Genomic DNA, 12,893 nt, shown 5'->3' with positions numbered 1-12,893 from the left:
GTCGCATTCGTTTCCTGTATCCGTCATAATACATCCCTCCGTAAGGTTACCACAACGCCGTCCTCGTTGTTGCCGGAAGCCTGACAGGAGACCTGGTCCGGAATCTCCACAACTGCTTGCTGCCCTGGATCCCGCGGGACCGGAACATAGAAAATCTCATATGCATACCGGCCACACTGGAATCCCAAAGGATGATCCGGACAAAAGCATTTCAGATACTGGATATACTCTTCCAATGTATCATTCATTTCCTTTATGATCTCCGAATGAGGATATCCCACATAGCGAAAATGCCATGGCTCGCAGGCGATCTGCGTAATCTGTTCCCTGCCGGCAGGATATCGCTCAATAAAGCCATATGAAGCGGACAGCTGCCGGAATTGCCTGCAGATTCCGGCATCCGGAAAATCCGGGCAGATAAAGTCGATTTCCTCCCGGTTCTCAGCAAGATCGATGGCCAATCCTGTCTGGTGCTCGCTGCATCCCGGAATGGCAACATATCTGCCGGTATATTCTGCGCCGTTTTCCCGCAGGGAATCTGCATAGATCATCTGTTGTTCCTGTAAAGTCCGATAGCCACTGACCGGAAGGATTCTATCCCCTGCATTCAATTGCATCATTACCTCCAGAAGCATTTCTGCCGCCTGGCTTTCCATGGCAACAGAGCCGGCCCTGTCGGATTCTGCCGTTGCACAGATCTCTTCCCCGTCGGATGCGGATTGCCCCTGACAGGAAAAGGAAGAATCCAGGAATGTCAAACGATCCATTTTCTTTTTGTCCGGAAGGGGATGGGACGGGTTGACCAGTATCAGATTTCCACTTGAAATATAACTCTCACCAAATTGAAATGTTTTCATGACTCCACCGCCAATCGAATCATCTCATCCATCATCTGTCCGAATGGAATCCCAATTCCTTTCAGCATATTAGGATATCGGCTATGGGTGGTAAAACCGGGAATCGTGTTTACTTCATTGAATACAATTTCATTTTGGGGAGTCAGGAAAAAATCAACTCTTGCAAAACCGGAACAGCCCAGAGTCCGGTAAACAACCGCCGCTGCCTGTTTCACCCGCTTCGCCATATCCGCATCGATTCTGGCAGGCATATGGATCTTTGAAGTTTTCAGTGTATACTTTTCCGTATAATCAAAAAAACCCCGGGACAGCTCAATTTCATCGACTTCCCCTATGGTAAGGGGATCCGTATCCAAAACGGCACAGCCAACCTCAAAACCGGGAATGGCTTCTTCGATGATCACTTTGCCGTCGTATTGAAAGGCTCCTTTCACCGCATCCAACAGCCCTTTCCCATCGGAAACCCGGGAAATGCCGAAAGAGGAACCGGAATTGACCGGCTTTACAAAAACAGGATAAGAAAGCCCTGATGTCTGTTCCCGCAGCTCCGCATCCGGCAGCTGGGAATGCAGAACAACGGAATCCGGCGTCCGGATCCCTGCCAGCCGAACCAGCCGGTGAGCCATGTCCTTGTCCATACAAAGAGCAGAACTGAGGATGCCGCATCCGGCACAGGGGATCCCCATCAGTTTCAGCAAACCCTGCACCGTACCATCCTCACCGTTTTTCCCATGCAGAACAGGAAACGCCACATCGACCTGGATTCTTTTGCATTTTCCTTCCTCCTGCACCAATATTCCATGATTTCCCCAACCCGGCAAAAAGATAACCGGGACACAGGATGGGTGCTGCCACCAGGTATCCTGCCGGATTGGTTCCACTTCCCCATCGTATTTCAGCCACTTTCCCTGACGGGTAATGCCAAGCAGCAGGATATGATATTTCTCCGGATCCAGATTCTCAATGACCGAACCGGCGGACTGCAACGATACTTCATATTCCGTGGAATTTCCGCCAAATAAAATCGCTACTGTCTTCTTCATAAAAAGGACTCCTTTTGCATCAATTGTTTCCTCATCCCGAAGCGGGCAAAATAAATGGCCTGCCCGGTTTCATAGTTCATTCTATCGAAATCAGACAGGCCGGATGGGAATTTTAACTTGTCAAAGCCTTAAGAAAAGCTTATGAAATGATTAGGATTCTACAAAGAGCCAGGTCATTTTTCCCCTTTCAGCCTCTTTGCTTTCCCCTGCGGTTTGGCAGGACAACGGTAAATCTGGTTTTGGTCTCGTTGCTTTCCGCAGTAATGGTGCCTTTGTGAGCCATCACAATTTCCTTGGCGATGGCCAGGCCCAGCCCTGTTCCTCCCGTTTTTGAGGAGCGGGCGGCATCCAGCCGGAAGAATCGTTCAAAAATGGTGGAAAGTTTCTGTTTCGGAATCGGATCCCCCTGATTGGTAAACTGAATGATCACCTTTCCTTCCCGTTCCATGGCGGTAATGGCAATGGTGCTCCCATCATAGCTGTAAGCAATGGCGTTTTTCAGAATATTGTTGAACACCCGGGACAGCTTGTCGGCATCTCCCCACAAAATAAGATCCCCGGGTGCCTGCACCACCGCCTTTTTGTTCTGCGGGGACAGCATGGGATAGAATTCATCTGCCATTTGCTGCAGCATAAAAGCCAGATGAATCTCCCCCATGTTCAATACAATGGAGCTGACATTGAACCTTGTGATTTCAAAGAACTCATTCATCAGCTGTTCCAGGCGGTATGCCTTTTCCAGTGTAATGCCGGTGTACTTCCGACGCTGCTTCTCCGGCATATCCGGCGCTTCATCCAGAAGACTCAGATATCCGATGACGGAAGAAAGCGGCGTCCGGATATCATGGGCAATGTTGACCACCAGATCGTTTTTGCGCCGCTCCGCCTCCCTTGCTTTCTGTTCATTTTTCAATGCGGTCCGCTTGATCTGGTTCATCCTGTCCTCCACCTCCCGGAGCTCTTCCGGCAGCCGGACAAATTCCTTGTCCGGCCGGACCAGATCCGCACTTGCCGTCACGACCTGCTCAATGTACCCTACGGTTCGTTTCCATTGCAGATAAATGACAGCCAGAATCAGAATCAGCCAGCCCACCGGAATCAGGAGCGTAACAAATGGTTCCAGGCTCTCAAGAAAGTCATAAAGCAGAGATGGCTGCCAGACGATCATCCTGTGAAGGACAAAGTATGCAGCAGCGATAAGAAGCACATACCCCAGCGAGGCGAGCAATCCCATTCGGACACACCGAAGAATCATTTTTCGGGTGAATGTTGATCGGAAGGGCTTATTCCTCAATTTTATATCCCACCCCCCATACCGTTTTGATGTATTTCGGATGCTCTGCACTGTCATGCATTTTCCCACGCAGATGCCGGATATGCACCATGACGGTATTGTTGCTGCTGGAGAAGTACCTGTCCTTCCATACCTTGCGGAACAGTTCCTCTGCACTGACCACCCGCCCCCGGTTGGACGCCAGTACCCATAAAATAGAAAACTCAATGGGAGTCAGGGAAAGCATCCGTTCGTTCAGCATACAGATGTGCTTGTCCTGATCCAGCACCAGACCGGAAAACACGATGGTGTGGTCCTCCCGGGCCGGTTTGGATGTGTTATATTGCCGGAACCGCCGTAATTGTGCCTTTACCCTGGCAACCAGTTCCAAAGGCTGAAAGGGCTTGGTAATATAATCATCCGCGCCCAGCATCAGGCCATTGATTTTGTCAATTTCCCCATCTTTTGCCGTCAGCATAATGACCGGAAAGTTATGCTTCTCCCGGATCTTCCGGCAGATGGAGAATCCGTCTTCATCCGGAAGCATCACATCCAGGATTGCCAGATCCACGGATTCCTTTTCCACACAGTTCAGGGCATCCTGTCCGTTATAGAACTTGAACACCCTGTAGTCTTCGTTCTTCAGATATACTTCAATCAGATCCGCAATGGATTGTTCATCATCCACGACCAGTATATTTGCTTTCACGGTCCCCTGCTCCTTACCATTTACCATTTTTGCTTTTTCCCCTTTGCCGCCTGAGACAGGCCTGATCCCGCCCTGCCCTGACAAAGGCTCCCATCCATTATATCCGGATACCGGCATCCTGACAACCGCTTCCTTTTCTCCCTTCTGTCCGGACTGCGCCATCTCCGGCTGTGCATCCGACTTTCCCGCTGCCCACAAAAAAAAGAGCAGCTATCGAAATAGCATGCCCTTTTTCGGAATTCCTCAATTTTCATTTGCTGAAATTCCTGCCATGTTTCCCATTTCAGCCTGCTTTCATTCCTTGGTATCCTCTTTCTGAATGCTGAGGCCTCTTTTGGGTGCACATCCGGGATCGCACCCGGGTTCATTCCTGGGTTCGTTCCTGTCTCCGCAGACATCTTCCAGCTGAGGAGGGAACAGAGGCAGATTGAAGATATCGTCACATACGGATTCCGAGAATTCTTCGCAGGGAGGAATTTCACAGAAGCCAAATGCGGGAATCAGCAGCTCCACCTTGGCAATGATCTTGAGTATAATGGTCAGACAGACATCGACATCAAATCGGAAGGTATCACCCGGTATAAACCGTCCGGATACACAGATTGCATTTACAATGCTCTCCAGTTGGAACGGAATCACAGACTCATCCGGCACATAGAGAACAACGTCCTTGGGTACGGTGATAACGGCCGTACCTGTACCCTGCCGTCCTTCACAGTCTTCAAATACCACTTCAATCGGTATCTCTACTTTGGTACGGACACGGGCGAAGTTGGGACGGTCCTGCAGCCTGTCAATACGGGTTCCAACCAGTTTTCCCTTTACCGACGTGCTCCGGCAACTGACAAACGTCAACGGAGGCATGAAATTCTTATGGCTCTTGCAGACTTCCTTCAGGACAATCCTCACATCGTTGATTGTCTCCTGCTGCAAGCAGGAGTCATAGACTTTGTTCACCTGAACGCAGACCTTCTCAAGTATGTTCTTCAATCCGTCAAATCCGATCCTTCCCGGGCAACGAGGATTTCCTTCATTCTTGTAGGAATAAAAAGACATCAATAAACCCCCTTTTCCTAATGGAATATGAGAGAACTCCCTTCTCTCATTAGCCATGATATGTGAATATCGATTTGATTGTGCCTGCTTTGAAGTGATATTTTATACTGGCCTCTCATAAGTTATATCAGACGTATTGTTTTGAAACCGTTTGGAGTATGGAGGATAAGGAGGAAATCACCATGAGAAAAACCAGTTTCCCCTATTTCGTGGAAGATTCCCTGGAAAAGCAATGGTTCTTCACCCTTTCCGATCAACAAAAAATACAGTATGCCTGCAGGGAAAACGGCCAATGGTCGGAAAAGATCCCGATTGACGGAAAAACCGTCCGCTTTTTCAGTGTTACCATGGACAATCAGGATCGAATCTGTCTGCTCGCCTATACCCTGGGAAAGCAGCTGATTTATTATGAATGGGACGGGAGACAGTGGTACCAGCGTACGGTATATCGTGTTTCCTCCAGATTCGAGGATATCTCCTGGCTTTCGGTTCTGTCCAACGCTTCTCATGTCCATCTGTTTTATTATATTGAAAACTCGCTGAAACGGGCACAGGAATCCTTTGTGCATTCCTATTCCGAAAATGGCAGATGGAAAAGCAAGGTTCTCCTGCATTTCCTCACCGATCAAAATGCCACGCCTCAACTGGTCACAAATGATAAGAGTGGAAATCTAGTGTGTATCTATACCAAAATCCTCCGGGGCCACACGCAATGCTGTCTCATCCGGTTTGACAACCTGCAGCGGATCTGGTCGAGACCTGTCACTCTGTTTCAGAAACCGGACAGATGCAGCAATTTCAACGGCACAGTGGACACCGACGGGCTCCTGCATATGATATGGTGCGAAGATGCCAATCCAAAATACCGTCTGAATTACAAAAAAATTGATACCAATTCCAGGGCGCCGAGCTCTGCCGATCCGGATGTCTGTATATGGGAAGGCCCCAATCCCGTCCAGGTTCCGTGCATTTTTTCCGAAAGAGGACCTCATTGTTTTTGGATTCAGGGAAAGAAAGGCATGGGCAGCCGGAAGGAACCGACGGACCAGCACTGGGAGACTACCCGCGAAATCCCGGATCAGAAACTCATTCCCTATCTGCACATTACCAAAACAATGGACGGTGCATCCCATACGATGATGGACCTGGGGGATGGCTATCCTGGCTTTACATGGTCTGCCGGAAACCCGGACAGCAGTATCCGGGAAAACAGGCCGGACGGAAAAAAGAAGGCACAGCAAGCCGGCCACCGGAAGAAACAGGATCCGGAAGCGAGGGCCTTTCCCGCCCCGCCGGATACCTCCGTACAGCAGGACGTCCGAAAGCTATCGAAAAAACTGGACCAGAACAATGCCAGAATGGATGCCTTCCAGCACAGCCTATATGAGATGCAGGATCATATCCGACAAAAAGACAAAAACTTTTTCCAAGTGAATGCGCAGGTCCGAAGACTGTCGTTTGATATGGAGCAGATCCGAAGGGAAAGCAGAAGATTTCCTTCCTCTGACTTGCCTGTCCGACCAAAGACTCCTTCAAAGGATTCCATTGCAGCAGAGGCTTCCAAATCTCCGACCGATCCGGAAAGCGGGAACAAAGGCCCGGATACAGAGGGAAAGGAAACGGAAAAACAGGACACGGAAGAACAGAAATCGGAAATGGATACCGGCAGGAATCCGGAGGGCAACCGGCCCGCTCCGGATGCGCCTGAAAATGAAAATGCAGAAAAGGAAGACGAAGAGATCCGTTTGGGAAACATCAGTATCCGGATCAATCCGGAAGAGGAGCCGGATGAAATTCCCTAGCACATCCGGCTGCAGCTTTCAGGAAATCAGGAAGGCATCCAGCTGATGCAGCAAATCCCTTATCCCCTCTCTGGAAACAGCGGAACAGAAAACCGCCGGAACATCCTGGGAAAATCCCAATTGGCCCATAACCCGGTCCGCCTCCGGTTTTCTCCGGGTTTTGCCCAGTTTATCGGACTTGGATACGGCCACCAGGACCGGAACCTGGTAATACCGGATCCATTCCGCCATCTGAATATCTTCTGCGGTGGGATCATGGCGGATATCCACGATGAAGATCATCCCTTTCAGCCGGGAATCCCTTGCCAGATATTCCTCCATCATGGCTCCCCATCTCTCCCTTTCCGATTTGGCTGCTTTTGCAAAGCCATACCCCGGGAGGTCCACCAGAAAAAAAGAATCATTGATCCGAAAAAAATTAATCAATCTTGTTTTACCTGGACGGCCGCTGGTCCTGGCCAATTTGTTCCGGTTCGTCATGGCATTGATCAAAGAGGATTTCCCGATATTGGACTTTCCGATCATGGCAATATGGGGATCCCTTCCCCGTGGATACTGTGCGGCGCTCATTGCGCTTGTTATGAATTCAGCCTTTTTTATTTTCATCTTCTGCACCGTCGGAAGGTCCCGGCATTCTGGTCAGTGCATGGACAAGCACATCATCCATGGAATCCACCGGAACAATTTCCACCTTTCTTTTTACATTGTCCGGGATGTCCTCCAGGTCTTCCTCATTTTCACGGGGAATCAGAACCTTCCGGATGCCTGCCCGATGGGCAGCCAGTAATTTTTCTTTCAGTCCGCCGATGGGGAGAATCCGGCCTCTTAAGGTAATCTCCCCTGTCATGGCAACGTCGCTTTTTACCGGTATTTCCGTCAGTGCGGAAAGTACCGCGGTCGTCATGGTAATCCCTGCAGACGGGCCGTCTTTCGGTATGGCCCCTTCCGGAATGTGAATATGGATGTCGGTATTCTCATGAAAATCATCCCGCAGGCCAAACTCCTTCGCCCGGGAACGGATATAACTGAAACCGGCCTGTGCCGATTCCTTCATAACATCTCCAAGCTGTCCGGTCAGGACAAGCCTCCCGGTGCCGGACATGGGAAGAACCTCAATGGACAGGGTTTCTCCGCCAACGGAAGTCCAGGCAAGTCCGGTTACAACTCCTGCTTCATTCTGACTGGGGACTTTGTCGTAATGAAACCTGGGAACGCCAAGATATTTATGAAGATTGCTTTCGGAAATGCGGACGCTTGCGCCTTTCGATTCCACTAATTTCCGTGCTGTCTTCCGACAGATCGTTGCAATCTGCCGTTCCAGACCCCGCACACCGGATTCCCGGGTATAGGAGCGAATGATGTCCTGAATGGTCTGGTTCGACATACGGATGCCGTTTTTCGGTATCCCATGCTCCTTCATCTGTTTGGGGATGAGATAGCCGGATGCGATATTCCGCTTTTCCTCTTCGGTGTAACCGGAGACCGATATGACCTCCATACGGTCCAGAAGGGGCCGTGGTACAGTTTCCAGCGTATTTGCCGTAGTCAGGAACATGGCCCCGGACAAATCGAAAGGCAGCTCCAGATAATGGTCCCGGAAGGTATTGTTCTGCTCTCCGTCCAATACCTCCAGCAGGGCGGAAGCAGGATCCCCGCGAAAGTCGTTGCCCATCTTATCGATTTCATCCAGCAGGAAAACCGGATTCCTGGATCCGGCCTGTTTAATGGATGCGAGGATTCGGCCGGGAATGGCTCCCACATAGGTACGCCGGTGTCCGCGTATTTCCGCTTCGTCCCGTACCCCGCCCACCGACATCCGGACGAACTTCCGGTTCAGGGCCCGGGCAATGGACCTGGCGATGGATGTCTTGCCGACACCGGGAGGCCCGACAAAACAAAGGATTGGTCCTTTCATGCTTTTCGTCAGCTGTCGGACAGCCAGGTATTCCACGACGCGCTCCTTTACATTTTCCAGCCCATAATGGTCCTCATCCAATATCCTTGCTGCATTGCGAAGATCCAGATTGTCTTCCGTCTCGGTATTCCACGGAAGGTCCAGTATCCAGTCCAGGTAGGTCCGGATGACCGAACCTTCTGCGGACCCCGGTCCCATTTTCGCCAGCCGGCTCAGTTCCCTGGAGGCCTTTTCATGAGCTTCCCCGGGCAGGCCTGCCTTTTCTATTTTTCCCTCATATTCCTCAATTTCACCGGATAGTCCTTCACTTTCTCCCAATTCCTTCTGAATTGCTTTCATTTGCTCCCGCAAATAATATTCTTTCTGCACCTTGTCGACCTGTTTTTTTACCCTTGAGTCAATCTGATTCTCAATCTTCAGAATCTCAATTTCCCGTATCAGCATATCATACAGGATCTCCAGCCTCTTTACGGGATGAAATGCTTCCAGGATCTTTTGCTTATCCGGGGTCTTTACCAGGGTGTTGGCGGCAATGATGTCCGCCAGCCGGACCGGATCCCCCGGATTGTCCACGGTCAGGAGGGTTTCCGGAGACACCTTATTGCCCAACTTGACATAGTCCTCAAAAACAGACAAAACCTTGCGGGACAATGCCTCCAGCTGCAGATCTACTTCTTTGGATTCGTATTTTGGTGGAGTGGCAACTTCGACTTCATAATAAGGATCCTCTTTTGTAAACTCCAGGATCCGCCCCCTCTCCAGGCCATCAATCAGCACCCGGACCGTATCACCAGGCAGCTTCAGCAGCTGCTTGATTTTTGATATGGTCCCAACTTGAAAAACATCTTCCGATTTTGGTTCCTCCAGCTTTGCATCCTTCTGCGTAACGAGAAAAATCTCCTGGTTGTTCACCATTGCCGCTTCCAGCGCGGCAATGGATTTCGGTCTCCCGACATCAAAATGCAACATCATATACGGAAAGATCGTTAAACCCCTTAATGACAGCAAAGGAAGCCTTTTGACCGGCTCATTGCTCATTCGGTAATCACTCCTTGTATCTGTCTGTACTGCGTTTCCCTCATATTATACCGAATTATGTCAATATGTGCAATCGAAGCCTTTCTTTCTTGATCCGGAAGCAGTCAGCAATTCGGCTCCCGTCTGAACGGATGGCAGCGAACCTTTTCCTCCGGACGGATACATAGAAAGCCGGATGACTTCCTCCACCCGGCTGACCGGAAGAACCTGAATCTTTTCATTCTCAAACTGTTCCTGATCGTTTTCCAGGGGAATCAGTACCCTTTCCGCACCGGCCTGAGCAGCTGCCTTGATCTTGACAGGCACCCCGCCCACCGGTTTGACATTTCCCCGAATGGAAACCTCCCCGGTCATGGCAATTTTATTGTCAATGGTCTTCCCGGTGATGGCAGAATATATGGCAGTCAGGATCGCAGTCCCGGCAGAAGGCCCGTCCACCGGTGTTCCACCAGGGAAATTCAAATGAATGTCATAATCCCTCGTATCGATATTCAGATACTTTCGGATAACTGTCATGACATTATCCACCGAGCCCCTGGCTGTACTCTTTCTGCGGACTCTCTTGCCTTCCCCGCCGATTTCCTCTTCATCAATCATACCGGTTACCGTAAAGATGCCTTTTCCCTTGGCTACAGGAATGGCCGTTGCCTCAATGTCCATCACGGCACCCAGATTGGGACCGTATATGGCCAGCCCGTTGACACATCCTATTTGCGGGTCGGCTGTAATTTTCTTTTCCGGACGGGGGGAATAGTTTCCGCTGTCGATCACCCATTCCACATCCTTTGTGGTGATTCTGGTACGGTCTTCCGTGAGGGCAATGCCGCCGGCCAGCTGAACGATATTCACCGCATCCCGGCCATTGCTGGCATATCCGCTTAATACGGACACCGCTTTGCCTTCGATCCCGAATCCGCCTTTTTGCGCCGCATTTTCCGCGATGGTTCCAATTTCCTCCGGACTCAGGGACCGGAAAAACACCTCCAGACAGCGGGAACGAATCGCCGGTGAAATTTCATCCGGATTCCGGGTTGTAGCCCCGATCAGACGAAAATCAGCCGGCAGGCCTTTCTGGAAAATCTCATGGATATGACGCGGAATATTGGTGTCCTGCGAGTTATAGTAGGCGCTTTCCAGAAATACCTTGCGATCCTCCAGAACCTTCAGCAATTTATTCATTTGAATCGGATGAAGCTCTCCGATTTCATCCAGGAAAAGGACGCCGCCGTGTGCCTTCGTTACCGCTCCCGGCTTGGGCTGGGGAATACCGGCTATTCCAAGGGGCCCGGCTCCCTGATAGATGGGATCATGAACCGAACCAATCAATGGATCGGCTATGCTCCGTTCATCAAAGCGTACCGATGTTGCGTCCATTTCAACAAATTTCGCATTCTGCCGGAAAGGCGACCGGGGATTCTTTTTTGCTTCTTCCAGCACCAGCCTGGCAGCACAGGTCTTTCCCACTCCGGGAGGCCCGTAAATAATGATATGCTGGGGATTGGGACCGCATAATGCTGCCTTCAATGCTTTGATTCCTTCTTCCTGACCGATAATATCCTGAAAGGTTTTGGGACGTGTCTTTTCCGAGAGTGGTTCACTCAGGGATATTTCCCGCATCCTCTGAAGCTTCTCCATTTCCTTTCTTGATTCCTTTTCCACTGCAGACTTGTTTCCCTGCTGTCCCTTCAACAGATTCAAAAAATACAGTCCTGTAATGATAGAAAAAAGGAACTGTATCATGATAAGGATCTCGCTCACCAAAATCATCCTTCCTTTCCATGCTTTTTGTGTACAGACTTTAAAAATAGTATGTGGGATCGGAAGGCATTTTATCCATCTGAGGAACATTCCACAGGTCGATCTGCAAAAAAAAAGGGGGAGCTGTCTGCTCCCTCTGCTTTCGCGTTATGATGCGGTTTCTTTCTTTTCCTTTGGCTTTTTCAGGGCTTTCCGGGGCTTTTCCCCCTCGGACAGGATCAGGATCGGATCCTGCTGGTTCAGAATCGTATCCCTGGTAATGATACACTTCTCAATATCGTCCCTGGAAGGGATATCATACATGACATTCAGCATGATATCTTCCAGAATAGCCCGCAACCCTCTGGCGCCTGTTTTTCGCTCAATGGCCTTTTTCGCAATGGCGTTCAGTGCACCGTCTTCAAACTCCAGAGTCACCTCATCCATCTCAAACAGCTTCTGATATTGTTTCACCAAAGCGTTTTTAGGTTCCTGCAGTATCTTAATCAAAGCCTTTTCATCCAGCGACTGAAGCGTGGCAATAATGGGCAGTCTGCCGACAAACTCCGGAATCAAACCGTATTTCAGCAAATCCTCCGGCAGAATGTGCTTCAAAATCTCTCCAATATCCTGATTGGCATTGGTTTGGATATCTGCACCAAATCCCATGGTCTTTTTACCAATCCGATTCTGGATGATCTTATCGATTCCGTCAAATGCTCCGCCACAGAGAAACAGGATATTGGTGGTATCAATCTGAATGAACTCCTGATGGGGATGCTTTCTGCCGCCCTGAGGAGGCACACTGGCAACCGTACCCTCCAGGATCTTCAGCAATGCCTGCTGGACCCCTTCTCCCGATACATCTCTGGTAATGGACGGATTTTCCGATTTTCTGGCGATCTTATCAATTTCATCAATATAGATGATGCCCTTTTCAGCCCGTTCCACATCATAATCCGCTGCCTGTATCAGCTTGAGCAGAATGTTTTCCACATCTTCGCCGACATAGCCGGCTTCGGTCAGGGATGTGGCATCCGCCACAGCAAATGGAACGTTCAGTATTCTGGCCAATGTCTGTGCGAGCAGCGTTTTCCCGCAGCCCGTGGGGCCAAGCATCACAATATTGCTCTTCTGAAGCTCCACATCGTCATTCCGGACATCACTGTTAATCCGTTTGTAATGGTTATATACCGCAACTGCCAGTGTTTTTTTGGCATGCTCCTGACCTACCACATACTGGTCGAGAATTTTCTTGATCTCATCCGGCTTTGGAATGTCCTTGAACTCCAGATCGGAGGCATCCTCAAATTCCTCTTCAATAATTTCCTGACATAATTCAATGCATTCATCGCAGATATATACACCGGGCCCGGCAACCAACCGACGGACCTGGTCCTGCATTTTGCCGCAAAAGGAACACTTCAGCTGCTTCTTGTCTTCATATCTTGCCATGTCTTCAC

10 protein-coding genes are annotated in these 12,893 nt (G+C 49.9%); 1 reads left to right on the top strand and 9 read right to left on the bottom strand.

Annotation, left to right across the window (positions count from 1 at the left end):
- Positions 1 to 23: 23 nt before the first annotated feature.
- The 5 genes from QBE55_10285 to QBE55_10265 all read right to left on the bottom strand — a co-directional run bounded on the left by QBE55_10285 (position 24) and on the right by QBE55_10265 (position 4,938).
- On the bottom strand, positions 24 to 857 hold the full coding sequence (locus QBE55_10285; GenBank protein ID WZL77924.1) for a M15 family metallopeptidase: 834 nt from the start codon (positions 855 to 857) through the stop codon (positions 24 to 26).
- Entirely contained in the window at positions 854 to 1,900 is a 1,047-nt protein-coding gene (gene vanG / locus QBE55_10280; protein WZL77923.1) for a D-alanine--D-serine ligase VanG, read from the bottom strand. The genes QBE55_10285 and vanG overlap by 4 nt, the downstream gene beginning before the upstream one ends.
- A 187-nt stretch (positions 1,901 to 2,087) precedes the next feature.
- Positions 2,088 to 3,134 carry an ATP-binding protein gene (locus QBE55_10275; protein ID WZL77922.1) on the bottom strand — a complete coding sequence of 349 codons (1,047 nt, stop codon included), beginning with the start codon at positions 3,132 to 3,134 and terminating at the stop codon, positions 2,088 to 2,090.
- Between the two features lie 49 nt (positions 3,135 to 3,183).
- The gene (gene vanR / locus QBE55_10270; protein ID WZL79919.1) at positions 3,184 to 3,882 is read right to left on the bottom strand and encodes a VanR-ABDEGLN family response regulator transcription factor; all 699 of its coding nucleotides are present in this window, start codon (positions 3,880 to 3,882) and stop codon (positions 3,184 to 3,186) included.
- Between the two features lie 294 nt (positions 3,883 to 4,176).
- Positions 4,177 to 4,938, bottom strand: a complete 762-nt coding sequence (locus tag QBE55_10265; GenBank protein ID WZL77921.1) for a hypothetical protein — start codon at positions 4,936 to 4,938, stop codon at positions 4,177 to 4,179.
- 182 nt (positions 4,939 to 5,120) lie between these two features.
- Here QBE55_10265 and QBE55_10260 point away from each other — a divergent pair, with 182 nt between their 5' ends.
- Positions 5,121 to 6,740 carry a hypothetical protein gene (locus tag QBE55_10260; GenBank protein ID WZL77920.1) on the top strand — a complete coding sequence of 540 codons (1,620 nt, stop codon included), beginning with the start codon at positions 5,121 to 5,123 and terminating at the stop codon, positions 6,738 to 6,740.
- An 18-nt stretch (positions 6,741 to 6,758) separates the two neighbouring features.
- On the opposite strand, the gene yihA is transcribed toward QBE55_10260, so the two are convergent.
- From yihA to clpX, 4 genes are all read right to left on the bottom strand, one after another.
- Positions 6,759 to 7,346, bottom strand: a complete 588-nt coding sequence (gene yihA, locus QBE55_10255) for a ribosome biogenesis GTP-binding protein YihA/YsxC (protein WZL77919.1) — start codon at positions 7,344 to 7,346, stop codon at positions 6,759 to 6,761.
- Positions 7,327 to 9,693, bottom strand: coding sequence for an endopeptidase La (gene lon / locus QBE55_10250; GenBank protein ID WZL77918.1), 2,367 nt, complete (start codon positions 9,691 to 9,693; stop codon positions 7,327 to 7,329). Before lon ends, yihA begins: the two co-directional genes overlap by 20 nt.
- 60 nt (positions 9,694 to 9,753) lie before the next feature.
- The gene (gene lonB, locus QBE55_10245) at positions 9,754 to 11,460 is read right to left on the bottom strand and encodes an ATP-dependent protease LonB (protein ID WZL77917.1); all 1,707 of its coding nucleotides are present in this window, start codon (positions 11,458 to 11,460) and stop codon (positions 9,754 to 9,756) included.
- A gap of 138 nt (positions 11,461 to 11,598) precedes the next feature.
- Positions 11,599 to 12,885: an ATP-dependent Clp protease ATP-binding subunit ClpX gene (clpX, locus tag QBE55_10240; protein ID WZL77916.1), complete on the bottom strand. Its 1,287-nt coding sequence runs from the start codon at positions 12,883 to 12,885 to the stop codon at positions 11,599 to 11,601.
- Between the last annotated feature and the right edge of the window lie 8 nt (positions 12,886 to 12,893).

It is taken from the genome of Eubacteriales bacterium mix99, from assembly GCA_038396605.1.
Taxonomy (GTDB): domain Bacteria; phylum Bacillota; class Clostridia; order Caldicoprobacterales; family DTU083; genus UBA4874.
Note: the sequence above shows the minus strand (reverse complement) of the source record. Positions and strands in the feature narration are given on the sequence as shown.